The sequence below is a fragment of the Kribbella turkmenica genome (assembly GCF_004348725.1).
In the GTDB taxonomy this organism is placed as follows: domain Bacteria; phylum Actinomycetota; class Actinomycetes; order Propionibacteriales; family Kribbellaceae; genus Kribbella; species Kribbella turkmenica.
Genome location: NZ_SMKR01000061.1, coordinates 13,139 through 37,734 on the forward strand (window position 1 = coordinate 13,139; position 24,596 = coordinate 37,734).

At 68.7% G+C, this 24,596-nt stretch carries 21 protein-coding genes and 1 pseudogene; 12 read left to right on the forward strand and 10 right to left on the reverse strand.

The genetic code is table 11. The features are described from left to right. Window positions 1-12: 12 nt before the first annotated feature. Complete coding sequence (locus tag E1218_RS15900; RefSeq protein WP_132320783.1) at window positions 13-729, reverse strand: SDR family NAD(P)-dependent oxidoreductase; 717 nt, start codon at window positions 727-729, stop codon at window positions 13-15. Between the two features lies 1 nt (window position 730). Beyond that, entirely contained in the window at window positions 731-1,297 is a 567-nt protein-coding gene (locus E1218_RS15905; protein WP_132320785.1) for a TetR/AcrR family transcriptional regulator, read from the reverse strand. 119 nt (window positions 1,298-1,416) lie between these two features. Here E1218_RS15905 and E1218_RS15910 point away from each other — a divergent pair, with 119 nt between their 5' ends. From E1218_RS15910 to E1218_RS15920, 3 genes are read left to right on the forward strand one after another with little or no spacing between them, the layout of a single operon-like run. Then, the gene (locus E1218_RS15910; RefSeq protein WP_132320787.1) at window positions 1,417-2,334 is read left to right on the forward strand and encodes an SDR family NAD(P)-dependent oxidoreductase; all 918 of its coding nucleotides are present in this window, start codon (window positions 1,417-1,419) and stop codon (window positions 2,332-2,334) included. A gap of 59 nt (window positions 2,335-2,393) precedes the next feature. Then, a complete protein-coding gene (locus E1218_RS15915; RefSeq protein WP_132320789.1) occupies window positions 2,394-3,524 on the forward strand; it encodes a lipid II:glycine glycyltransferase FemX in 1,131 nt (376 codons plus the stop codon). 4 nt (window positions 3,525-3,528) lie between these two features. Then, the gene (locus E1218_RS15920; protein ID WP_132320791.1) at window positions 3,529-4,530 is read left to right on the forward strand and encodes an alanine racemase; all 1,002 of its coding nucleotides are present in this window, start codon (window positions 3,529-3,531) and stop codon (window positions 4,528-4,530) included. Between the two features lie 6 nt (window positions 4,531-4,536). On the opposite strand, the gene E1218_RS15925 is transcribed toward E1218_RS15920, so the two are convergent. Continuing rightward, on the reverse strand, window positions 4,537-4,902 hold the full coding sequence (locus E1218_RS15925) for a VOC family protein (protein ID WP_132320793.1): 366 nt from the start codon (window positions 4,900-4,902) through the stop codon (window positions 4,537-4,539). Window positions 4,903-5,019: 117 nt separating this feature from the next. Between E1218_RS15925 and E1218_RS15930 the strand changes: the two genes are divergently transcribed. Both E1218_RS15930 and E1218_RS15935 read left to right on the forward strand, forming a co-directional pair. Then, a complete protein-coding gene (locus E1218_RS15930; RefSeq protein ID WP_132320795.1) occupies window positions 5,020-5,742 on the forward strand; it encodes a methyltransferase domain-containing protein in 723 nt (240 codons plus the stop codon). 9 nt (window positions 5,743-5,751) lie between these two features. Continuing rightward, window positions 5,752-6,108 carry a VOC family protein gene (locus E1218_RS15935; RefSeq protein WP_132320797.1) on the forward strand — a complete coding sequence of 119 codons (357 nt, stop codon included), beginning with the start codon at window positions 5,752-5,754 and terminating at the stop codon, window positions 6,106-6,108. A gap of 15 nt (window positions 6,109-6,123) precedes the next feature. Here E1218_RS15935 and E1218_RS15940 read toward each other — a convergent pair whose 3' ends face one another. After that, a complete protein-coding gene (locus tag E1218_RS15940; protein WP_132320799.1) occupies window positions 6,124-7,281 on the reverse strand; it encodes an NAD-dependent epimerase/dehydratase family protein in 1,158 nt (385 codons plus the stop codon). A gap of 157 nt (window positions 7,282-7,438) precedes the next feature. Here E1218_RS15940 and E1218_RS15945 point away from each other — a divergent pair, with 157 nt between their 5' ends. Continuing rightward, a complete protein-coding gene (locus E1218_RS15945) occupies window positions 7,439-7,942 on the forward strand; it encodes a GtrA family protein (protein ID WP_132320801.1) in 504 nt (167 codons plus the stop codon). Here the strand turns inward: E1218_RS15945 and E1218_RS15950 are convergent. Together E1218_RS15950 and E1218_RS15955 are read right to left on the reverse strand one after the other, a co-directional pair. Further along, entirely contained in the window at window positions 7,839-10,061 is a 2,223-nt protein-coding gene (locus tag E1218_RS15950; protein WP_132320803.1) for a glycosyltransferase family 2 protein, read from the reverse strand. The genes E1218_RS15945 and E1218_RS15950 overlap by 104 nt on opposite strands. After that, window positions 10,058-10,957: an NAD-dependent epimerase/dehydratase family protein gene (locus E1218_RS15955; protein ID WP_165949287.1), complete on the reverse strand. Its 900-nt coding sequence runs from the start codon at window positions 10,955-10,957 to the stop codon at window positions 10,058-10,060. Before E1218_RS15955 ends, E1218_RS15950 begins: the two co-directional genes overlap by 4 nt. Window positions 10,958-11,262: 305 nt before the next feature. Between E1218_RS15955 and E1218_RS15960 the strand changes: the two genes are divergently transcribed. After that, window positions 11,263-15,162, forward strand: coding sequence for a GH92 family glycosyl hydrolase (locus tag E1218_RS15960; RefSeq protein WP_233712260.1), 3,900 nt, complete (start codon window positions 11,263-11,265; stop codon window positions 15,160-15,162). Between the two features lie 193 nt (window positions 15,163-15,355). On the opposite strand, the gene E1218_RS15965 is transcribed toward E1218_RS15960, so the two are convergent. From E1218_RS15965 to E1218_RS15980, 4 genes are all read right to left on the reverse strand, one after another. Then, the gene (locus tag E1218_RS15965; protein ID WP_132320807.1) at window positions 15,356-15,652 is read right to left on the reverse strand and encodes a hypothetical protein; all 297 of its coding nucleotides are present in this window, start codon (window positions 15,650-15,652) and stop codon (window positions 15,356-15,358) included. A gap of 48 nt (window positions 15,653-15,700) precedes the next feature. Continuing rightward, window positions 15,701-16,900 (reverse strand): mannosyltransferase family protein, encoded by a 1,200-nt coding sequence (locus E1218_RS15970; protein WP_132320809.1) that lies wholly within the window; start codon window positions 16,898-16,900, stop codon window positions 15,701-15,703. A gap of 87 nt (window positions 16,901-16,987) precedes the next feature. After that, complete coding sequence (locus tag E1218_RS15975) at window positions 16,988-19,213, reverse strand: transglycosylase domain-containing protein (protein WP_132320811.1); 2,226 nt, start codon at window positions 19,211-19,213, stop codon at window positions 16,988-16,990. Window positions 19,214-19,373: 160 nt separating this feature from the next. Beyond that, entirely contained in the window at window positions 19,374-20,858 is a 1,485-nt protein-coding gene (locus tag E1218_RS15980; protein WP_132320813.1) for a short-chain fatty acid transporter, read from the reverse strand. Between the two features lie 212 nt (window positions 20,859-21,070). Here E1218_RS15980 and E1218_RS15985 point away from each other — a divergent pair, with 212 nt between their 5' ends. The 5 genes and pseudogenes from E1218_RS15985 to E1218_RS16005 all read left to right on the forward strand — a co-directional run. Then, window positions 21,071-21,655, forward strand: coding sequence for a PadR family transcriptional regulator (locus E1218_RS15985; protein ID WP_132320815.1), 585 nt, complete (start codon window positions 21,071-21,073; stop codon window positions 21,653-21,655). Then, the gene (locus tag E1218_RS15990) at window positions 21,652-22,731 is read left to right on the forward strand and encodes an inositol-3-phosphate synthase (RefSeq protein WP_132320817.1); all 1,080 of its coding nucleotides are present in this window, start codon (window positions 21,652-21,654) and stop codon (window positions 22,729-22,731) included. Before E1218_RS15985 ends, E1218_RS15990 begins: the two co-directional genes overlap by 4 nt. A 22-nt stretch (window positions 22,732-22,753) precedes the next feature. Then, entirely contained in the window at window positions 22,754-23,584 is an 831-nt protein-coding gene (locus E1218_RS15995; RefSeq protein WP_132320819.1) for a DUF72 domain-containing protein, read from the forward strand. An 85-nt stretch (window positions 23,585-23,669) separates the two neighbouring features. Then, window positions 23,670-23,912, forward strand: a complete 243-nt coding sequence (locus tag E1218_RS16000) for a hypothetical protein (protein ID WP_132320821.1) — start codon at window positions 23,670-23,672, stop codon at window positions 23,910-23,912. Continuing rightward, window positions 23,909-24,596, forward strand: a pseudogene (locus E1218_RS16005) (hypothetical protein); the annotation flags it as partial. The gene E1218_RS16000 and the pseudogene E1218_RS16005, both read left to right, overlap by 4 nt.

The following is a 24,596-nucleotide window of genomic DNA, read 5'->3' on the forward strand; positions in this document are numbered from 1 at the left end:
CGCCGACAGAACTCAGCGCAGATTCAGCCCGCCGTCGAGCAGGATCACCTCGCCGGTGAGGTAGGAGTTGTGGACAACCGCCGAGATGAGGTCGGCGACGTCGGCCGGCTGGGCCGCGCGCCCCATCGGACTCGAGCTCTTCCACAGTTCTTGGGCCGCTGTCCAAGGAGCCGTGAGCGGAGTGTCGACCAGACCAGGCGCGACCGCGTTGACGCGGACCGACGGTCCGAGCGCGGCGGCCAGCAGTTTGGTCACGTGATTCAGCGCGGCCTTCGAGGCGGCGTACGCGACCGAGCTTCCCTTCGGGCGGACGCCGGCATGGCTGGTGACGTTCACGATGGAACCGCCGGACGCGCGGAGGGCGGGCAGGGCCGCCGTACACAACAGCCAAGGTGCGATCAGGTTCACGTCGAGCAGCCGTCGCCAGTCGTCGGCGGTCAGCCCGTCCAGGTCCGCGTGCGGCACCGGCCAACTGATCCCCGCGTTGTTCACCAGTACGTCGAGTCTCCCGTGCTCCGCGAGCACACTCGGGACCAGCGCCGAGGCCGCGGCGTCGTCGGCCAGGTCGGCCTGGTGATAGCTCCCGCCGAGCTCGGACGCCAGCGCGACGCCGGCGTCCCGGCTCGACCGCGAATGCACCGCGACCGTCATCCCGTCCGCGGCCAGCCGCCGCGCGGTCGCCGCCCCGATCCCTGACGCCGACCCGGTCACCAACGCGACCTTCCGCACGTCACGTCCCCCGGTAGCGCAGGCCGTCCATCAACAGGTTGAGGGCCCGGTCCGCCTGGTCGCGGTTCTTCCCGGCGGCGAGGGCGACCCCGCTGATGCTGACGAGGACGTCGTCCGCCGACACGTCCGAGCGGAGGTCACCGGCCGCGGCGCCGGCGTCCAGCAACGGCTTGATCGCGCCGACCAGCAGCTCGAAGCTCTGTGCGTACGGGTTGGCCCCCGACGCGATCACCGCACGCAGGGCGTCGGCCATGCCGAGCTTGCGCGTCATGTAATCCATGTAGCGGTCCATCCAGGTACGGAGGGCGTCGGCGGGCGGCATCGAGTCCAGCAACTCGGGTGCGGCGTCGCAGATGGCCGCCAGCTCGCTGCGGTACGCCGCCTCGATCAGCAGCTCACGGGTCGGGAAATGCCGGTAGAGGGTGCCGATGCCGACTCCGGCGTCCTTCGCGATCCCCTCCAGCGTGGCTTCGAGGCCGCACGTCGAGAACGCTCGTGCGGCCGAGGCCAGAATCTGGTCCCGGTTCCGCTGCGCGTCGGCCGGCAGGGGGCGCTCGCCAGTGCCCATCTCCCCTCCCTCCTGACCCCAGAACCTATCGGACTTGATAACCGGAGGATCCTCCAGTTAACTGAACCTACCGGAGGACCCTCCGGTTAAGCCTAGCTCGCAGAACAGGACCAACCCTGATGAGCAGAATCACCACCCCCTTCGGCCACGACTCCACCGCCGCGCAGGTGATCGCCGGCGTCGACCTCGCCGGCCGGCGCGCGGTCGTCACCGGCGGCGCGTCCGGGATCGGTGTCGAGACCGCCCGCGCGCTCGCCTCGGCCGGCGCGGAGGTCACTCTGGCGGTCCGCAACACCGCCGCCGGTGAGCGCACCGCGGCCGGGATCATCGAGACCACCGGCAACAACCACGTCTTCGTCGCACCGCTCGAGCTCGCCGACCGCACGTCGGTCCGGGCGTTCGCGGAGCGCTGGGACGGACCGCTCCACATCCTGGTGAACAACGCCGGCGTGATGGCGGAGCCGCTGAACCGCACCATCGAGGGCTGGGAGCACCAGTTCGCCACCAACCACCTCGGCCACTTCGGTCTCGCGACCGGCCTGCACGATGCCCTCGCGCAGGCCGGCGGCGCCCGGATCGTGTCGGTCAGCTCGAGTGCGCACCTGCGCTCGGACGTCCACCTCGACGACCTCCACTTCGAGCGACGCGAGTACGAACCGTGGCTGGCGTACGGGCAGTCGAAGACGGCCAACGTGCTGTTCGCCGTCGAGGCGGCCAAGCGCTGGGCGAGTGACGGGATCGTCGCCAACGCCCTGATGCCCGGCGGGATCCGGACCGCGCTGCAGCGCTACGTCTCGCCCGAGCAGCTGAAGGCCTGGGAGGAGTTCCCGTGGAAGACCACCGCGCAGGGTGCGTCCACCTCGGTCCTGCTGGCCGCGTCGCCGCTCGTCGACGGCATCACCGGCCGGTACTTCGAGGACAACAACGAGGCCCTGCCCGCCGGTGACAGCGAGTACAGCGGGGTCGCGGAGTACGCGCTCGATCCGGAGTCGGCCACTCGGTTGTGGGAGGTCTCGGAGGAACTGCTCTCCCGGTAGTCCACAGGGAAACCGGCTCGGCTACGGTTCAAAGCTCCGGGCCGGTAACCTGACCGACCGTGAGTGACTTGAGCATCCGGACCATCTCGGCCGACGAGCACGCCGCCTACATCGCGACGCAGCCGTCGGCGAGCTTCCTGCAGACCCCCGGGTGGGCGGCGGTGAAGAGTGAGTGGAAGGCGGAGTCACTCGGCTGGTTCGACCCGGCGAACCCCGCCGAGCTCGTCGGCGCCGGCCTGGTGCTCTACCGGCAGATGCCGAAGGTGAAGCGGTACCTCGCCTACCTGCCCGAGGGCCCGGTGATCGACTGGGACGCCGTCGACCTCGGCCGGTACCTGCGCCCGCTCGCGGCGCACCTGCAGGAGCACGGCGCGTTCGGCGTCCGGATGGGTCCGCCGGTCGCGACCCGGCGCTGGGGTGCCAAGACGATCAAGGACGCGATCGCGGGCGGTCAGCAGCCGAAGCTCGGCGACGTCCGGGCCGACGCGATCGAGCCGTCCGGCGCGACCGTGGCCAACCAGCTGCGCGCCCTCGGCTGGAAGGCGCCGCGGGCCGGTGAGGGGTTCGCCGCCGGACAGCCGCAGTACGTCTTCCAGGTCCCGCTGGCCGGCCGCAGCCAGGACGACCTGCTCAAGGGCATGAACCAGCTCTGGCGGCGCAACATCAAGAAGGCGGACAAGGCCGGCGTCGAGGTCAGCCAGGGTGGCGCCGAGGACCTGAAGGCCTTCCACCAGCTGTACGTCGAGACCGCCGAGCGGGACCACTTCACCCCGCGGCCGCTGCCGTACTTCGAGAAGATGCACGCGGCGATGGCCGACCAGCCGTCGGACTGCTGCGACTTCCGGATCTACAACGCCTACCACGAAGGCGACCTGGTCGCGTCGACCATCTGGGTCCGGGTGGGCGGTCACTCCTGGTACTCCTACGGTGCCAGCTCGACCGCCAAGCGGGACGTGCGCGGATCGAACGCGATCCAGTGGCGCATGATGTCGGACGCGCTCGCGGCGGGCGCGTCCGTGTACGACCTACGGGGCATCACCGACACCTTGGACCCGAACGACCCGCACGTCGGGCTGATCCAGTTCAAGGTCGGCACCGGCGGCGAGGCCGTCGAGTACGTCGGTGAGTGGGATCTGCCGTTGAACAAGGCGCTCTACACCGCATTCGACCTCTACATGAGACGGCGTTGACACCATGCCCCTAGTCCTGCACGTCGATTCCGATCGATGGCGCGAACACCTGCGTTCCACCTGGAACCCCGACATCGTCCCGGTTGCCAAAGGCAACGGGTACGGCTTCGGCAACCACCGGCTGCTGGCCGAGTCGCGGGCCATGGGGGCGCGCACGGTCGCGGTCGGCACGTACTTCGAGGTCCCGCCCGACTCTCGTGAGGACGTCGTCGTCCTGTCGCCCTGGCGCCCGTTCCACGAGATCCCGCAGAGCAAGAACGTGATCCACACCGTCAGCCGGCTGGCCGACCTGGTGTCGATCCCGGCCGGCAGCCGGGTGCTGATCGAAGTGCAGACCTCGATGCGCCGGCACGGGATCGGTGCGCGCGAACTGCGGCACACCATGCTGCTGAACGCGCTCGACCGGATCCGGTTCGAGGGCTGGTCCCTGCACTTCCCGATGGGCCCCCGCGGTACGTCGGGCAACCTCCGGGAGGCCGCGGAGCTGGGCAAGGCGGCCCAGGACGTCCGGCGGGGACCACTCTGGGTGTCGCACGTCCCGGCGCAGAAGCTGACCGACATCGGCGACGACGTACGGCTGCGGATGGGGACCGGCCTCTGGCTCGGCGACCGTGGTGCGCTGACCGTGCGGGCCACCGTGCTCGACGTGCACTCGGTCCGCCGCGGCGAGCGGGTCGGCTACCGGCAGCGGCGGGTCAGCGGCGACGGCCACATCCTCGTGGTGTCGGGCGGGACGGCGCACGGCGTCGGCCTGGAGGCTCCGACCGCGGCCGCGTCCGTGCGCCAGCGGGCGATCGCGATGGCGAAGGGCAGCCTGGACGCGGCCGGGATGGCGTTGTCGCCGTTCACCATCGAGGGCAAGCAGCGCTGGTTCGCCGAGCCGCCGCACATGCAGGCCAGCATGCTGTTCCTGCCGTCGGCGGTGCCGCCCCCGGCGGTCGGCGACGAGGTCGGCGTCGACGTCCGCTTCACCACCACCACCTTCGACAGGGTGTCGATGAACTAGCAGCGCCTAGGCCGGTGAGGCGAGGTCCACGACGGTGCCGTTGGGGCAGCGCAGGTAGGACGTGACCTGCCCCCACGGCGACTTCTCCGGCTCCTTCAGCGGCTGCGCGCCGGCCTCGACCGCGCGCCGGAAGTCGGCTTCGACGTCCTCGCTCGTCAGCGAGATCTCGAACGCGACCGCGCCGGGCTTGCCGATCTCCGGCAGGTGACCCTGGCCGAGCTCGTAGGTGGCGAAGTGGAGCTGGGTGCCGCCGGCGTCGACCATGCCGGCGCCGTTGTCCCAGTACGTTCCCTCGAAGCCGAACGCGCGCTGGAAGAACTCGATCGACGCCTGCGCGTCCTCGACGTAGACGATGGTCTTCGCGAACTTCATCACTGGTCTCCCGGTTCGATGTAATGGCAGGGCCGTCCTGCCACCGAGCCTGACGGATCGCCGACCGGAAGTGTGACAGGTTGACTTCAGGTGGACCTGAAGTTTCAGCCTGGCACCATGAGCGTTCTGGAACGGATCGAGGAACGGCCCGGGGCGGCGGAGCTCCGGGCGGAGTCGTACCGGCTGCTGGACCTGCACCGCGGCGCCACGGCGGTCGACGTCGGCTGCGGCGCCGGGCACGCGGTCGCCGACCTGACGGCGGCCGGCCTGATGGTGATCGGGGTGGACGCGGACCCGGTGGCGATCGAAGCCGCCCGGTCGCGGGTCCCCGACGCGATGTTTCACGTGGCACACTCCGGCGACCTGCCACTGGAGGACGCCTCGGTCGACGGCTACCGGGCCGTCCGGCTCTTCCACCTGCTCGACGACCCTGTCCCGACCGTGGCCGAGGCGTGGCGGGTCATCCGGCCGGGCGGACGCGTCGTTCTCGGCGGGCAGGACTACGGGTTCGTGCTGATCGACAGCCCGGACCAGGACCTGACCGACGTCGTGCTGCTCGGGCTGGAGTCCCGGTCGGCGGCTCCGCGCGCCGCCCGTGGTCTGCGCGACCGGCTGCTCGACGCCGGGTTCCGGGACGTCGAGGTCGTGGTCCACACCGAAGTGGTCACCGACCACGAGTTGCTGGCGCGGCAGCTCGAGCTGGCGGCCGCCGCCGCGGTCGAGAAGGCGCTGATCACCCAGGACGACGCGGACAGCTGGCTGGCGGAGCAGGCCGACCGTGGGCGGCAGGACCGGTTCCTGGCCGTGCTTCCGACGTTGCTTGTCGGTGGCCGCCGTTAGCGTACGAAGATGATTCCACTCAAGGGAGTAGTGCTGGACGCGCCGGAGCCGCGGAAGCTCGCGCGTTTCTACTGCGAGCTGCTCGGCTGGGAGCTCGGCGACGACGACGAGACCTGGGCGACCGCCACCGGCCCGAACGACACGAAACTGTCGTTCCAGGCGGAACCGGCCTACCGGACGCCGACCTGGCCGAGTGAGGGCGGCAAGCAGCAGATGCAGCTCCACCTCGACTTCAAGGTGGACGACCTGGAGGCCGCGCACGACCACGCGACCTCCCTCGGCGCCCGGCTGCAGGACTTCCAGCCGCAACCCGACGTCCGGGTGTACGCCGACCCGGTCGGCCACATCTTCTGCTTCTTCGTCTAGGTCGTGCCTGACGGCCTAGCGCTGCTTGAGGTGGCCCTTCCAGCGGACCGTCGGTAGCAGGGCCCCGGGGTCGACGCGGTCCTTGTTCGCGGCGACGATGTCGAACATCGAGTCGATCAGCGTGTCCGACAGCAGGTGCGGCTCGAGCCCGAGTCCGACCAGGCCGGTGTGCTTCACGTTGTAGTAGTGCTCGGCCTGCTCGACCCGCGGGTTCTCCAGGTGCTCGACCTGGACCGGGCCGGGGAAGCACTCCGCGACCTTCTGGGCGAGCTGGGACACCGAGTAGCTCTCGGTCATCTGGTTGAAGACGCGGAACTCGCCGGCGTCGGCCGGGTTCTCCACTGCCAGCCGGATGCACTCGACGGTGTCGCGGATGTCCAGGAAGCCGCGCGTCTGGCCGCCGGTGCCGTAGACGGTCAGCGGCTCGCCGAGCACGGCCTGGATGACGAACCGGTTGAGCACGGTGCCGAAGACGGCGTCGTAGTCGAACCGCGTCGCCAGCCGGCTGTCCCGGACGGTCTGGTCGGTCTCCTGGCCGTAGACCACGCCCTGGTTGAGGTCGGTGACCCGCAGACCCCAGATCCGGCAGCCGAACTCGAGGTTGTGCGAGTCGTGCACCTTGCTCAGGTGGTAGAACGAACCCGGCTTCTTCGGGTAGAGCATCCGGTCCTTGCGGCCGTTGTGCTCGACCTCCAGCCAGCCTTCCTCGATGTCGATGTTCGGCGTGCCGTACTCGCCCATCGTGCCGAGCTTGACCAGGTGGACGTCCGGGTTGGTCTCGGCGACGGCGTACATCAGGTTCAGCGTGCCGACGACGTTGTTGTGCTGGGTGTAGACCGCGTGCTCGCGGTCGATCATCGAGTACGGCGCCGCCCGCTGCTCGGCGAAGTGCACGATCGCGTCCGGCTCGAACTCCCGCAGCACCCGGTAGACGAAGTCGGCGTCCAGCAGATCGCCGACGTACGCCGGGACGGTCTTGCCGGACACTTCCTCCCAGGCCGCGACGCGGGTCTCCAGGTCCTGGATCGGGACCAGGCTCTGCACCCCCAGCTCGCGGTCGTAGCCCCGGCGGGCGAAGTTGTCGAGCACGGCCGTCTCGTGGCCGCGGTCGGACAGATGCAGGGCCGTCGGCCACCCTAGGTAACCGTCACCGCCCAGAACGAGTACGCGCACGGCTCGGCCGCCTTCCTGTGGGAATGTTGGCTTGCACAGTCCTTCCTATCCCGAGTACCCGCTTCCCTAACGTGACCGGCCCCACTCGGAAGCTGGCAATTGGCTGTGAATCCGCGCGGACGGTCACCGTTAGGTGCGGAGGTGCACAATAGGCCCAATGGGGAGTCTGACCAAGGTGATCAGCGGATCCGGCCTGAGCCGGACCCGTTTGTTGCTCTGGGCGAAGTACTCGGCGGCCTCGGTGGTCGCCACCGTGCTCAGCCAGGTGGCGTTCGCGCTGTGTTACTGGTTCGGTACGGCGGCGCTGGTGGCCTCGCTGGTCGCCTGGGTGACCGGGACCGTGCCGAGCTACCTGATCAACCGCCGCTGGACCTGGGGCCACCGCGGCCCGGCCGGTCGCGACCTGTTGCCGTACGCAATCATCGTGGTGGCGTCGGCGGTGCTGGCGGCGATCGTCACGACGGTCACCGACCGCCTGGTCCAGGACTGGACCGTCTCGCACGCCTGGCAGACGGTGATCGTCAGCGGCTCCTATCTCGGCACGTACGGCGTGCTGTTCATCCTGAAGTTCGTGCTGCTCGACCGGTACGTGTTCGCCAGGAAGCCGTCGCCGGCCGCCGAAGCCGAGCCCGCCGAAGCACGTACGCCCGTAGCCACGTAGTCGTCATCACCCGCGCGTAGTTCGCGCCGTACACCAGCCCCGGGCCCTTCTTGCTGATCCCGTCGCCCCGACGCTTCATCGTCATCGGCAGCTCGACCACCCGGGCGCCGAGGGCGAGGGCACCGAGCAACAGTTCCGACGACTGGTACTGCGGCTCACGTAGCGTCACCGCGGTCGCCAGGTCCGCCCGCATCGCGCGGAACCCGAACGACGTGTCGGTCAGCTTCCGCCGGGTCAGGATCGACGCCAGCACCGCGAAGACCCGGACCCCGACCCAGCGCAGCCGGCTGTCCGCGTCCTCGGCCCCGAGCCGGCGCGACCCGGTGACGAAGTCGGCCCGTTCGAGCAGGATCGGCTCCAGCAGGACGTCGAGCTCGTCGTTGTCGTACTGCCCGTCCGCGTCTGTGGTGACGACGTACTCCGCGCCGCCCGCGGCCGCGAGGTGGTAGCCGAGCCGGAGCGCGGCGCCCTGACCACGGTTGCTCGGGGCAACGCAGACGTACGCGCCGTGCCGCCGGGCGACCTCGGCGGTGTCGTCGGTCGACCCGTCGACCACCACCAGCACGTCGACCGGGAGGCCGGCGCAGGTCCGCGGCATGTTCGCCAGCACCGGGCCGATCCCGCCCGCTTCGTTGTAGGCGGCAATGACCACGACGATCGGCGCGAACGACGGCGTACCGAAGTCCTTCACCGCCGCCGCGTCCACGGGGTCGGGGTAGTCGGCCATCGCCGGCCTGGCCTGGTCCTTGCCGAGCAGCGCGCGCAGCCCGATCGCTCCGGCCAGCGGGAAGAACACCAGAGCGGGCAGTTGGTAGCGCCACGAGAACTCGAAGGCCGCCGAGCCCAGGAGCAGGATCACGCCCGCCGCGGCCGGAAGCAGCGCAGCCGACCGGAGCCCCGAAGTCTTCGCCCGACCGAGCCCGGCCACAGCGGCGAGTGCGATCAGCACGCAGATCCCGAGGGCCAGACCGGACGTGTAGCCACCGTTCAACTGGTAGGCGCGCAGGATGACGGCCGGCACGTGCTCCACGTGCGGCTCGGACCCTCCCCACTTGACCGCGGCCTTGGTGGTGTTGGGATCCTGCAGGTTCGGATACGTGGTCTGGAACTGCCAGCGCTCCAGCGGTACGTCGTCCGGCGAGGTGGTCCGGGTCGGGGCGAAGCCCTTGAGGAAGTCCTTCAACGCGGCCCGGGTGACGTCCAGCGGCTGATGCCGGATCACCAACCGCGCGAACTCCGAGGCAAGCTCCTGCTTGGTCGTGCCGGGCGGCAGTGGTCCAGGCCAGTTCGGGTCGCCGTAGTGGTTGTGCGCGTACTTGTCCACCCCCAGGCGCTCGCCGAGCGGCTCCTTGGGGCAGAACAGCCGGGTGCCCTCGTCGAGCGGCAGCTTCGAGCAATCGGCCACCACGGCGGTCCGGCCGTACAGCACCTGGTTCTCCGCACCGGTGAATCCCCATCGACCAGTCTCAGCGTGGAAGTACGTCGCGTAAGCGCCGAACACCACCGCGAAACCGGCTATGGCTGCGGCAGTACGCCGTACCAACTCGAGGCGACGGTGACGCCAGGCATTGCCCACTACGACCAGGTAAAGCACGACCGCGATCAGCAGAGTCATGCCGATCGCCCGGACCGCGAAGGCTGCCCCGATCAGCAGACCCGCCCCGAGCGCACGCTTCCAGCCGGGCGTGCCCCAGCCAAGCAACAGCCAGAGGATCGCGACGAGCAGTACGTCGAAGGTCGTCTCGGCCATGATGTTCTGCTCGATCTGCACCTGGTAGGCGTCGAGCAGGAGCGGTGCCGCGGCCACCGCGGCCAGCCAGCGGTACACGTTGAGCCGACGGGCCAGTGCGTAGATGGCGACGCCGAGGAGCAGACCGACCAGGTGCTGAACGATCACGACGGTGGTGACGCCGCCGAGTGCCTGGAGGGGACGCAGGACGAACTCGTACCCGATCGGGTTGAGCGCGTCCGGCTTGAGCGCCTTCATGTTGTTCAGGTACTGCACCGAGTCGGTGTAGATGATCGCCGGCTGGTAGGCGACGGTCGCGAGCACCCGCAGCACTGCGCCCACCACCAGGAAGGCGGCGAGCAGCCAGTGCGTCCGGAGGACGCGCCTCACGCGGTGCGGAAGTACTGCCACGTGCGGGCGAGCCCGTCTTCGAGCGACACCGTCGGTGCGTAGCCGAGGTCGTTGCCGATGTCGACGACGACGGCCGGCATCTCCCCGGCCGGCGCCTCGATGTGCTCGGCCGGGACCGGGCGGCCGGTGACGGCGCGGACGGTCTCGACCATCTCCAGCACCGACACCGCGCGACCCGAGCCGATGATCGCCCGGCCGTCGTACCCCTTGTCGAGCGCGAGCAGCACGCCGGCGACGACGTCGTCGATGTAGACGAGGTCGCGTCGCTGGTTGCCGTCGCCGTAGATCCGGACACCCTCGTCCTTGAGCGCCGCCTTCATCATCCGCGGCACGAAACTGTCCTTGTGCGACATTCCCGGCCCGTAGACGTTGGTGAACCGCAGCGCCGCGGTCGTCAGGCCGTAGCTGCCGGAGTACGCCGAGAGCAGCATCTCGCAGGCCGCCTTGGTCGCGCCGTACGGCGTCAGCGGCCGGAGCGGGAGGTCAACGGTGATGGTCGACGTACCGACGTTGCCGACGACGGCGTTGGTCGACGCGAGCACGAACCGGTCCACCCCGCTGCCGCGGGACAGCTCGAGCAGGACCTGGGTGATGGTCACGTTCTGGGCGAAGGTCTGCATCGGCGCGTCGACCGACTTCAGCACCGAGGTGAGCGCGGCCAGGTGGACCACAGCGGTCGGCCGGGTCTCGAACGCCCCGACACAGACCTCCTGGTCGGCCAGGTCGCCGGTCACCACGTGCACGCCGTCGTCCCAGATGTCGGCCGAGGGCTCCCGGTCCACCGCGGTCACCAGCACTCCGCGCTGTCGCAGGGCCGCCACCACAGCCCGCCCGATGAACCCTGCGGCGCCGGTCACCAGCACACGTTCGTCCATGTCCTCAACCTACCGCCGGAGTGTCAATCCCCCGCCATGGGTCGACAGTGCGCTACAAACTATTGACCAGAAGTGACCAAGCTGGGCAGGATCACTCCGGGCGCGGGCTGACAACCTTGTCATCGGGGCCGCGCATCCCACACCGGCGGACGGGGGTCCCGTGGTGCCGGCCGGCCGTGCAAGGAGCGTTGATGATTCTCCGCCGCCCACTGGGGCTCGTCGCGTCTCTCGGACTGATTGTGACAATGTCGTCTGCCATGACGCCGGCGAATGCTGCCCCACCTCCGTCGGAGGACCGGCCCGTGGTGACGGGCTCCTCCTTCTTCACCTCGTTCGAGTCCGGGCAGCCGCAGCCCGGCCCCGCCGACACGGTCGAGACCGGCCCGGACGGGAAGCCGCGCGCCGACGGCGTCCGCGGCCCGACCCCCACCGGGATCGGCGGCAGTGAGATGGACAAGGTCAATAAGGTGACCGCGAACGGCGAGAACACCGGTGCCGGCGAGATCGCCACCAACGCGGCCGACGGTGACAAGTTCACCAAGTGGCTGGTGTTCGAGCCGACCGGCTGGCTGGTCTACGAGACATCGGTCCCGGTGGTGATCCGCAAGTACGCGCTCACCTCGGCGAACGACGCAGACGGCCGCGACCCGCAGAACTGGACCGTCGCCGGCTCGAACGACGGGACCACCTGGACCACGCTGGACACCCGGACCGGCGAGAGCTTCGAGACCCGGTTCCAGACCAAGGAGTACAGCTTCACCAACGAGACGCCGTACAAGTTCTTCAAGCTGGACATCACGCTGAACCACGGCGAGAACATCGTCCAGCTCGCCGACTGGTACCTCTCGAACGGCGCCCCGCTGCCGCCGCCCGGCCCGGTCGCGGAGTCGCGGCTGGACTCCGGCCCGACCAGCGCCTACAACGCCCGCGCCCGCGTCGGCTACACCGGTGTCAAGTCGTTCCGGTACGCCGGTCACCAGACCGCCGAGGGCCGCGGCTACACCTGGAACCGGATCGTCGACGTCGACCTGAAGATCGGCCGGGACACCCGGCTGTCGTACAAGATCTTCCCCGAGCACACCGAGGGCGACCTCAGCTACCCGAGCGCGTTCGCCGCGCTCGACCTGGCCTTCTCGGACGGGACGTACCTGAGCGACCTCCGCGCGAAGGATCACCACGGCTTCGAGCTCAGCCCGCGCGGCCAGGGTGACGCCAAGGGCCTGTCCACGAACCAGTGGAACAACGTCGAGGCGGACCTCGGCAAGGTCGCGGCCGGCAAGACGGTGACCCGGATCCTGGTCGGCTACGACAAGCCGTCCGGACCGGCCGAGTTCCGCGGCTGGATCGACGACATCCGGATCGCCGCCGCGATCAATCCCGACCGGGCGGCCCGGAAGACCGCGGCGAAGCACCCGTCGGACCTGGCGATCACCACCCGGGGCACGAACTCGACCGGCGGATTCTCCCGCGGCAACAACTTCCCGGCGACCGCCGTACCGCACGGCTTCAACTTCTGGACTCCGGTGACGAACGCCGGCTCGACGTCCTGGCTGTACGACTACGCCAAGGGCAACAACGAGCTCAACAAGCCGACCATCCAGGCACTGTCGATCAGTCACGAGCCCAGCCCGTGGATGGGTGACCGGCAGACGTTCCAGGTGATGCCGTCGACCGCCACTACGCCGACCGCGGACCGGAAGGCACGCGCCTGGTCGTTCAGCCACGACAACGAGGTCGCCAGGCCGTACTACTACGGCGTCACCTTCGACAACGGCAACGCGGCCGAGATCGCGCCGACCGACCACGCCGCGATGCTGCGGTTCTCGTTCCCGGCCGGCAAGGCGTCGCTGGTGTTCGACAACGTGAACAACAACGGCGGCCTGACGCTCGACCCGGCGACGGGAGTGGTCACCGGGTACAGCGACGTCAGGAGCGGCCTGTCCACCGGTGCCGGCCGGCTGTTCGTGTACGGCGTGGTCGACCAGAAGGTGCTCGCCTCCGGCAAGCTGTCGAACGGCGGTGGCGGAGGAGTCGGCGGCTACTTCTCCTTCGACCCGAAGGTCACCCAGGTCCAGCTGCGGATGGCGACCTCGCTGATCGGCACGGCGCAGGCGAAGAAGAACCTCGAGCTGGAGCTGCCGGCCGGGTCGACGTTCGGCAAGGTGAAGGACGCCGCGCAGAACCAGTGGGACGCGAAGCTGCGCACGATCGAGGTCGAGGGAGCGACGGCCGACCAGCTGACCACGCTCTACTCGAACCTGTACCGGCTGTTCCTCTACCCGAACAACGGCTCGGAGAACACCGGCACCCGCAAGGACCCGGTGATCAAGTACGCGTCGCCGACGTCGCCGAAGGTCGGCACGGACACGCCGACCACGACCGGCTCGAAGATCGTGGCCGGGCAGACGTACGTGAACAACGGCTTCTGGGACACCTACCGCACGGTGTGGCCGGCGTACTCGTTGTTCGCCCAGGACTCGGCCGCGGACCTGGTGAACGGGTTCGTCCAGCAGTACAAGGACGGCGGCTGGATCTCGCGCTGGTCGTCCCCGGGCTACGCGAACCTGATGGTCGGCACCAGCTCCGACGTCGCCTTCGCCGACGCCTACCTCAAGGGCATCAAGGGAATCGACGTCCAGGCGATGTACGACGCCGCCCTCAAGAACGCGGCCGTCGTACCGCCCTCGCAGAACGTCGGCCGCAAGGGTCTCGACCTCTCCACGTTCAACGGCTACACAGCCAACACCACCGGTGAGGGCTTCAGCTGGTCGATGGACGGCTACATCAACGACTTCGGCATCGCGAACATGTCGAAGCAGTTGTACGACACCGCGAAGAAGAACGACCCCCGCAGGCAGGAGTACCTCGACAACTACCGGTACTACCTGAACCGGGCCCGCAACTACGTCACCCTGTTCGACCCGGCGGTCGGGTTCTTCCAGGGCAAGGGCCCGGACGGCGTCTGGGGCCACGCGCCGACCACCTTCGACCCGCGGGACTGGGGTCACGACTACACCGAGACGAACGCGTGGAACATGGCGTTCTCGACCCCGCAGGACGGCGCCGGCCTGGCCGCGATCTACGGCGGCCGCGACGGGCTGGCCAAGAAGCTGGACGAGTTCTTCAGCACGCCGGAGGACGCCCTGCACACCGGCGGGTACGGCGGCACGATCCACGAGATGCTCGAGGCACGCGACGTCCGGATGGGTCAGTACGGGCACAGCAACCAGCCGTCGCACCACATCGCGTACATGTACGACTTCGCGGGTCAGCCCTGGAAGACGCAGGAGAAGGTGCGCGAGGTGTTGTCCCGGCTGTACCTGGGGTCCGAGATCGGCCAGGGGTACCCGGGTGACGAGGACAACGGCGAGATGTCCGCGTGGTACCTGTTCAGCATGCTGGGGTTCTACCCGCTGCAGATGGGCTCCCCGACGTACGCGATCGGGTCCCCGTTGTTCACCAAGGCGACGGTCCGGCTGCCCGGAGGCAAGAAACTGGTCGTCAGTGCACCCGGCAACGACGCCCGCAACATCTACGTCAAGGGCGTCCGGGTGAACGGGAAGAAGTGGACCTCGACCGCGCTTCCGCACGACCTGATCGCTAACGGCGGCAAGATCGAGTTCGAGATGACCGACAAGCCGTCCAGGTGGGGCACCGGCCGCAGCGACGCGCCGCCGTCGATCACCACGCCGGGCGAGGACCCGAAGACCTGGCGGGACTCGACCTCGGACGAGGGAGCGGTGGTCGGGGCCGGCGGCCTGGACGTCACCGCGCTGACCGACAACGACGCGAAGACCCAGGTCACGCTGGCCGGCGCGAGCCCGACCATCACGGTCGCGCTGCCACAGGGCCGCCCGGTCGGGATGTACACCCTGACCAGCGGCGCCACCGGGGCGGCACCGTCGGCGTGGGTTCTGGAGGGCTCGAACGACGGTACGACGTGGTCGCCGGTGGACCGGCGTACCGGTGAGAAGTGGGCCTGGGCGTCGTACACCCGGTCCTTCAGCGTCGCCTCGCCGAAGTCCTACACGCAGTACCGGCTGGTGCTGACGGGTGCGGGCGCCGGAGGGGTCACGCTGTCCGAGATCGAGTTGCTCGGAACGCTGAAGGGGGTCGAGCCCGGTACCCACCCGAGCGAGAAGCGGGTGGCCGAGACCAAGCCGAGCCCGACGCCGTCCCAATCGATCGACCGGAACTACGGGTAACAGGTCAGGGGCGGTGGCTGGTGCCGCCGCCCCTGCTGGACGATCTCCGGCGGAGCCTGCCCCTGAAAGGTTCCGCCGGACGAGTGAGGAGGGGTGGCGGTCCCCGCCCGGACTGCCACCCCTTCACCTTTAACGACGTCCGAACCCCCCGCAGGGTTGCCTTCGGGCCGATGGGTCCACATGCCGGACAGGATCAGCCGGTGGCGACCGCGAACCAGGCCAGATTCAGCCCCACCACAGCCAGGCCGGCCGCCACCGTGGGGACCCAGCCGAGCCCGGCCCGGCGAGCGTAGACGGGCAGTGCGAGCGCCACCGCAAGCCCGAAAACCTGCACGGTGAACAGCACGCCCAGCAGATCCACCACACAGTGCGTCGCCGACGGCGCACACAAGGGCGCACCGGACCGCACCAGCACCTCGTAGGCCAGCGCCGCCACCACTCCGGTCAGCGCCGCCTGCAGCAGACTCTTTCCGAACCGGCGGGTGTGCATGCGATCACGCTAGGCGTGCCGCACGGCGGCGAACCTGAGCAGAACTACTCAACCGGACCATCGGCCGGTGAAGAACGCCGCGGCCCAGATCGCGGCCAGCGGTATCGCGAGACCGAGGTAGAGGCGGCCGAGCCAGGGTTTTCGCAGGCTCAGGACCGCGAGGCCGATCCACAGCGGCCACCAGAGCAGAGTCGCCCGGGTGAGTGAGTAGATCCAGAACGACGTACAGAACGCGCCGACAGTGGCCGCGATCCAGGCGGCCTCACCCCAGGAGCGGCGCCAGAGCAACCACGCGAGCAGCAGCAGACCGATCACCAGCGTGACCAGCTCCGCCCGGAACATCCAGGTCCAGTCACTGCGGTCGGCGGCGAAGTGGCCCTTCGTCGCGGCCTCGACCGTGTGCATGATCGAGGTCCACGGCCAGGTGAACTCGCGTGCCCAGCCCTTCTCCTGCGCCTCCTGCCAGGCGAACCAGGACCCGTGGATCTGCTTCAGGTACGCCATGAAGCCGAGCACCGGGACGGCCGGCAACGCCAGCCACGGCAGCGAAAGCCAGTCCCGCTTCTTCGAGGTGACGAACTCGACGAGCAGGGCGGACGCGAGGAAGATCCCGGACACCCGGACGGTCGACGCCATCGCGACCAGGATCGCGGCTCGCGCCCAGCGACCCTGCCGTGCGGCCAGCCAGGCCGGGAAGGCGAACGCGCAGAAGAGCGCCTCGGTGTAGCCGGCGGCGAGGAACACACCGACCGGGGCGGTGAACCACACCACGGCCGCGTTCGGACCGAGGTTCTTCAGCTGCGGAAACTCGTACTGCGCCAGCCGTGCCAGGTACACGCCGGCCACCGCACTGGCGACCCCGGAGACGACGATGCCGGCGGCAACGTATCCGATCCCGGTGAAACTGACGAGCCGGACCAGCGCCGGGAAGCCCGGGAAGAACGCCGCCAGCGGCGCGCCGGACGGCTCACCGTTGGCGTACCCGAACTCCGCGACCGCCTTCAGGTGCCAGACGTCCCACTGCAGCCAGGCCCGCCAGACGTTCGGGTAGTCGCTGCCCCGGTTGAACAGCAGTGGCGCGGAGATCGACAACAGGAACAGACCTGCCCGGGTGATCAGCCACCACCCGAGCACCTCCCGGCCCATCGCGGTCGGCATCCACCGCTGCCACCGCACCCCGTCGACCCGGGCGCGCCGCGCTCTGCCCGGCTTCTCGGGTCGCGGCTCACCGGCCGTCCGCTCAAACACAGACGCACCCCGTGAGTTCCACCCGAGCCCGAGTCACCACCCCATGCTAGAAGCCCGGCGGCACCCGAGGGATGCCGCCGGTCGAAGCTACTGGTCGCCGCCAGGTCTGCCGGGTGTGTCCGGCGTCTCGCTCGGCTCGATCGTCGGCCCGGTGGGCAATGGCGGCCACTGCGGTGTCTTGGTCGGCTTGGTCTTGGTGGGAGGCGGGTTGGACGGCGTGTTCTTCGGTGTGTTCGTCGGTTTGGTGGCAGGCGTGCTCTGCGACGTGCTGGGCGGGGTTCTGGACGGCGTCTTCGACGGAGTGGAGGTCGGCGTCGGGCTGTTCTTGACGTCGTCCTCGTCCGGCTCGGCGAACTTCTCCTCGGGCAGACCCTCGTGGGCCGCCTCCATGTAGGCCAGCCAGGTCTTCAACGGCCACCCACCGCCGAAGAACGCCTTCTCGTTGGAGTACGGGTCGAGGTCGGACTCACCGGTCTTTCCGGCGCGGTAGAGCACCGAGGTGGACAGTTGCGGCGTGTACGCCGTCCACCACGACGTCAGCGTGTCCGCGCCGTCCTTGCAGCCGCCGCACTCCGCGTTCTCCTTGCGGTGCTCGACACCCACGCCACCCGCCGTACCGGTCTTGCCGGCCACCGGGCGGTCCAGCTCCTTGGCATCCTGGCCGGTGCCCTTCTGGACCACGTCCTGCAGAACGTAGTTGACCATCCGGGCGATGTTCGGCTCGAAGGCCTGCTTCTGCTGCTTCGTCAGGCTCGCCTCCGACCACAACACCTTGCCGTCCGGGCCGGTCACTTCCTTGATCACGTGCAGCGGGGCGTACTTGCCGTCGGCCGCGAAGGTCGCGTAGGCGTTGGCCATGTCGACCGGCGAGGCGTAGGGGTCCGGACCGAGCACCGTGGACGGGTTGTCCCGGCCGACCTCGAGCGCCTTCGTCTTCGGGATGCCGGCCGCCTCGGCCGCGTCGACGAGCTTGTCCGGGCCGTTGTCCATTTGGTTGTCGACCAGGTCGTAGAAGGCGGTGTTCACGGACTCCTGGGTCGCGTAGAGCAGGTCGACGTCACCGTAGTCCCGGTCGAACTCGTTGTTGAGCTTCTTGCCCTGGATCTCGATCGGGCTGTCACCCTGGAACATGTCGTAGATGCTCTTGCCGTCCTGCAGCGCGGCGGCCACCGCGAACGGCTTGAACGACGAACCGGGCCGGGCTCTGAGGGTCGCCCAGTTCAGCTGGCTCTTCAGGTAGTCCGGCCCGCCGTACATGGCCAGGAGCGCGCCCGTCCCCGGCTGGACCGTGGCCATGCCGACGTGCAGGTTGTCACGCTTCTTCGGCAGTTCCTTGGTCGCCGCCTCGACCATCTTCTTCTGCTGGTTGTAGTTGAAGGTCGTGGTGACCTTGAGGCCGCCGCCGCTGATCTGGTCCTCGTCGAACCCGCGCCGCACCAGTTCCTTGCGCGCCATGTCGAGCAGGAAGCCCTTCGGGCCCCGGTAACGGTCGTTCTTCTGCTTCTTGTTGAGCGCCGGCAGCTTGACCCGGTACCGCGCGGCCTGGGACTCGGTGATCGTGCCCATCTGCCGCATGCCGTCGATGACGTACTGATACCGGTCGATGATCCGCTTCTGGGTCCGCGGGTCCTTGTCGTCGATGTCGAACACCGTCGGGTTGTTCAGCACCGTGGCCAGGAACGCGGCCTGCGGCACGCTCAGCTTCCGTGGGTCCGACACCTGGAAGTACGCGTCACCCGCGGCGGAGATGCCGTAGGCGCCCTCACCGAAGTAGATCGTGTTGAGGTAGCCCTCGAGCGTCTTGCTCTTGTCCTGCTGCCGGCTCAGCTTGGTCGCGATGAACAGTTCCTGGAACTTCCGGGAGACCGTCCGCTCCTGGGTCAGGTACATGATCTTGACGTACTGCTGCGTGATCGTCGAGCCGCCCTGGAGCTGCTCGCCCTGAGCGATGTTGAAGGCCGCGCGGGCCATGCCCGACGGCGAGATGCCGGAGTTCGTCCAGAAGGTCCGGTCCTCGGCCGCGATCACCGAGTCCTGGACATGCTTCGGGATCTGCGACAGCGGGACCGTGTGCCGGTTCTGCTCGTAGAACGAGCCCAGCGCGGTCTTCTTGTCGTCGTAGGTCACCGTGGTCGTGTTGGTCGCGAACTCCTTGTTCGGGTCCGGGATCTTGGTCGCCTGGTAGACGATGAAGAACGTCGCGACCGCGCCGATCACGCCGACGAAGAAAATTGCGAGGAACCAGCCGAGAGCCCGGAGCGCCCAGTGTCTCTTGCGCCGGACGGGTACGGCCTTTCTACGAGCTTCACTCACAGTGCAATCCTCGACGATCTCGCGGAAGTCATTGCCCCACAGACTACGGTGGGTGTGGTAACGGCCCCGAATCCGCTCTGGATGCTAACAAGCGGCGCGGTCACCCGCGACGCCGCCGCGGTTTGCCTTACCGAGATCTTTCGGACGCCTCGGCAAGCGGTTACCCGGTGACGTGCGGTGCGAGCAACGTCACGGCGATCAGGGCGGCCGGGAAGCAGGCGAGGAACATCGTGAAGGTGTAGCCCATGATGTCGCGCGCCTTCAGGCCGAGGATCGCCAGCGTCGGCAGCATCCAGAACGGCTGCAGCAGGTTCGCACTCGCCTCACCCAGGTCGTACACGACCACCATCCAGCCCGCGTCCACCTTCAGCTCGTTCGCGGCCTCCAGCACGTACGGCGCCTCGATCACCCACTTGCTGCCACCGCTCGGCACGAAGATGCCGAGGATGCAGGAGTAGATCGCGACCAGCGGCGGGAACAGGAACTGGTTGCTTGCCTGCACCAACCAACCGGCCACCCGGGCGGAGATGCCGGTGTACGCGATCATCCCGAAGATGCCGCCGTACAGCGGGAACTGCAGCAGTACGCCGGCCGCGGCCGGGGCACCGTCGCGCACCGCCCGGGCCATCCGCCACGGACGCCAGTGGAGCAGGAGCGCGAGCAGGAACAGGATGAGGTTGACCGTGTTCAGGTCGAGCGCGCTGAAGAAATTCTTCCCGCTGAAGTAGCGGACCAGGTAGACCACACCGAGCACGACGATCAGCAGACTGAACAGCGGCGAGTGCTCGAGCCAGTCACCCGGCCTGCGCTGCTCGCTCTCCGCACGCTGACCGTTGTAGGCCGAGCCGCGGCCGACGAGCGGCCGGAGCTCGATGCCGAGATGCTCGGCGGTCCTCGAGTGGTCCTCACCAGGTGCGATGAACCACGCCATCGCCACGCCCACGACGTACACCAGGAGGGTCGCCGCGAGCGCCTGCCAGGTGAAGATGGTGTCGCTGAGCGGGATCAGTCCGCTCTCCCGGCCGCCGGCCTTGATGACCTCCTGGACGGGCGCCGGACTGCTGCTCGCACTCGCGACCTGCAGCGCCGCCGAGCCGGACAGCCCCTGCGCCCAGACCGTGCCCAGCCCGAGAAAGGCCATCGCGCCCAGCGCGCGGTAGTCCGCCCTCGGCACGTTGCGGGCCACCTCCCGCGCGAGGATCGCGGCGAAGATCAGGCTGAACGCCCAGTTCAGGTACGACGCCAGCATGGCGACCGCGGCGACGAACGCGACCGCGGTCCGCGGTGTCCTGGGGATCCGGGCGAGGCGCGCGATCAGCCGGGCGACCGGTCCGCTGGTGGCGACGGCGTACCCGCCGATGATGATCATCGCCATCTGCAGGGTGAAGGTGATGAGCGACCAGAACCCGATGCCCCAGGCATCGACCAGGCCGAAGCCCTTCGTCGCGGCCGGGTCGTCCGGGCGCCTCAGCAGCGGCTCGCCGGTGACGAGTCCGAAGACCAGCACGGCGAAGGTGCCGACCAGGACGAACCCGAACGCGTCGGGCAGCCACTTCTCGGTGAACGCGGTGAACCGCAGAGCCACCCGGGCCAGCGGCCCCTCACGCTCGACGTCCTTGACGTGCTTCCCATGGCTGTCGGCCATGACCCTCCGCTCCTGGACCACGACTCTGTGTGTCAAAGGTTTAACGCGGATCGACGGCTGACGTAACAGGTTTCCGGCGTCGCCGGTGAGGACGCTGACATAGCTGGACTTTGTCAGGTCTTGTCCACAGGTCTCCGGAGTTTTAGAGTGGCGCCCTGATGTATCGAGTCGATACATCAGGTCATGACAAACTAGACCGTGGGAGGTGGGTCATGGGAAACCGCAGTGGGGTCCTGGAGCTCGCCGTACTCGGTCTGCTGCACGAAGCGCCGATGCACGGTTACGAGCTCCGCAAGCGCGTCAACGCCCAGTTCGGCTGGGGACGCGTGCTCTCGTTCGGTTCGCTCTACCCGTGCCTCAAGGCGATGCTCCGCAACGGCCTGATCACGGCCGACCCCGGTACGCCGGAGTCTGGTCGCAGGCCCAAGATCGTCTACACGATCACCGCCGACGGCAAGGACCACTTCGCGCACGCGATGCACGACGGGGGTCCGTCGGCGTGGGAGGACGACACGTTCGGCGTCCGGTTCTCGTTCTTCGGCCGGACCGATCCGGCCACCCGGTTGCGCATCCTCGAGGGCCGGCGGGCCCGGATGGAGGAGCGGCTGGCCAACTTCCGGGCAGCGATGAGCCGGACCGCGGAGCGGATGGACGCCTACACCCTCGAGCTGCAACGGCACGGCCTGGAGTCGGCCGAGCGCGAGGTCCGCTGGCTGAACGAACTCATCGACGGCGAGCGGCGGCAACAGCGGCCCCCTGAACAGCATCAACCGCCTACCCAAGGAGATTCCAGATGACCTCGATCCGCGTAGCGATCGTCGGCGTCGGCAACTGCGCCAGCTCGCTCGTCCAGGGCGTGCACTACTACCGGGACGCGAAGCCCACGGAACGCGTACCAGGTCTGATGCACGTCGTGTTCGGCGACTACCACGTCAAGGACGTGCAGTTTGTGGCCGCCTTCGACGTCGACGGCAAGAAGGTCGGCCTGGACCTCGCCGACGCCATCGGCGCCAGCGAGAACAACACGATCAAGATCTGCGACGTGCCGCCGACCGGTGTCACCGTGCAGCGCGGTCACACCCTCGACGGTCTCGGCAAGTACTACCGCGAGACCATCACCGAGTCCGACACCCAGCCCGTGGACGTCGTCGCCGCACTGCGGGAGGCCGAGGTCGACGTACTGGTCTGCTACCTGCCGGTCGGTTCGGAGCAGGCGGCGAAGTTCTACGCCCAGTGCGCCATCGACGCGGGGGTCGCGTTCGTGAACGCGCTGCCGGTGTTCATCGCCGGCACCAAGGAATGGGCGGACAAGTTCACCGCCGCGGGTGTGCCGATCGTCGGTGACGACATCAAGTCGCAGATCGGCGCGACCATCACCCACCGGGTGCTGACCAAGCTGTTCGAGGACCGCGGCGTCACCGTCGACCGCACGTACCAGCTGAACGTCGGCGGCAACATGGACTTCAAGAACATGCTCGAGCGGGAGCGGCTGGAGTCCAAGAAGATCAGCAAGACCCAGTCGGTCACCTCGCAGCTGCGCGAGGAGATCGAGGATCGCAACGTGCACATCGGTCCGTCCGACTACGTGGCCTGGCTGGACGACCGCAAGTGGGCGTTCATCCGGCTCGAGGGCCGCAACTTCGGCGACGTCCCGCTGTCGCTGGAGTACAAGCTCGAGGTCTGGGACTCGCCGAACTCCGCCGGCATCATCATCGACGCCATCCGGGCGGCCAAGATCGCCAAGGACCGTGGCATCGGCGGCCCGATCCTGTCCGCGTCCTCGTACTTCATGAAGTCGCCGCCGGAGCAGTACGCCGACGACGTCTGCCGCGACCTGGTGGAGAAGTTCATCCGCGGCGAGGTCGAGCGCTGAGGTAGCTCGCTAAATTGTGACAGTGCGGCTCCACGTGGGATGTGCTCAGTGGACACATCCCGCGTGGCCGCAACCTTCCCGCGACAAGCTCCGGGCGTACGCCTCCTGGTGCAACGCGGTCGAGAGCAACACGACGTTCTACGCGACACCTTCACGCGCGACGGTGGAGACCTGGGCCGCCCAGACGCCGCCTGACTTCCGCTTCGTGGTGAAACTGCCGCAGTTCATCACGCACGAGCGCCGGCTGTCGGGTGCCGAGGTCGAACTGCGTGCGTTCCTCACCGCGATCGAGCCGCTCGGCTCTCGCAACCACGTCGTGTGGATTCAACTGCCGGCGTCGTTCTCCCCGACCGACCTCGGCGTGCTGGCCGCGTTCCTGCACCAGGCGCCGCGGGATCACCGGTACGCCGTCGAGGTCCGGCATCCGGAGTTCTTCTCCGACCCGCGGACCGCGGGCTTGCTCGAGCGCGTGCTCGCCCGGGTCGACGCCGAATGGATCCCGTTCGACACCGGCACACTGTTCGCCCGGCGGCCGACGAGCTTCGCGGAGCGGGACGCGTGGATGAAGAAGCCGCGCGTGCGCCGCCGTACGCGGGCGCTCACCGGGCATCCGATCGTCCGCTACATCGGGCGGGACTCCGTCGCGGAAACCGTCGGGGGCTGGACCTACCTCGTCGAACTCGTGGTGGATTGGCTGTCCGAGGGCCGGTCGCCGACCATCTTCCTGCACACCCCGGACAACGCGGAGTCGCTCAACCTCGCCCGCCGCTTCCACGCGGACGTCCGCGCGATCGTGCCCGGTCTCACCCCGCTTCCCGACCCGGTCGTCACCGAGCCACCGACGCTCTTCTAGTTGTCCACAGCCGAGAAGTTCGTCATCAGAAGCCGGCTGAATCTCCATATGTTCTCCGCCGAGACCACACCTCGGGAGAACATCCATGTCACACCACACCGCACCTCACCAGCCCTCGATCCCCCTGCCACCCGGCGCCCCTCCGACCACCGCCGCCGCTCCGACCGCCGGCGTCCGCTCGACGCCCGCGGAGCGGCGTGCCCGCGCTGAATGGCTCGCCGCCGAGTTCCGCCGCCGCGCGGCCGGCTGCGACAACCCGCAGGAAGAAGCCAACCTGCTGCGCTCCGCGGACTCCCTCCTCCGCCTGGCGTCGGCGTACCAGCCGTGACCGCGACGCACACCGACGACTCGAGCATCAGCGCCAGCAGAACGACCGCGGAGCCGACCACCTCGCTGGACGACCTGCTGGCGCGTAGCGGCCCGGAGGCGGTCGCCCTCGCCGCCGCGGACCAGTCAGCCTGGAGCGGCGAGGTCGTCGAAGCCACCGGCGAGAGTCTCGGCCTCGCCCACTGGGACGGCACGCTGTACCTCGGCGAGCGCATCCTCGATCCCCTGCGCCAGATGTACGAACGATCAGGTGAGGACCAGCCGACCGCCGACCTCGTCCGCTACCGGGAGTCCCTCGCCACGATCCTGCACGAGCACGCCCATTTCCTCGGCCCGGCCGGCGCTGACCAGGAGGCGGCTCGGGGCGCCTTCATCCAGCCCGGCGGCCGCCAGCTCGAGGAGGGGGTCGCCGAAGCCTGGGCACGCGACCACCTGGACGAGTTCCTCACCCGCCTCGGTATCGACAAAGTTGCCCCCGGCATCAACAACGTGCACGCCGACGGCTACTACCCCGCCTTCGTCCCCGCCGTCCGCATCCTGACCACCGACCTGGAGAACCGCACCAACCTCCACCGCGGCACCATCCTCGACACCCTCAACCGTCAAACCGCCGAAGGCCAGTTCCCCACCCTGGTAACCCTCCTCTACAACTCCACGACCCTCCCGGACCTCGACTCCCCAACCC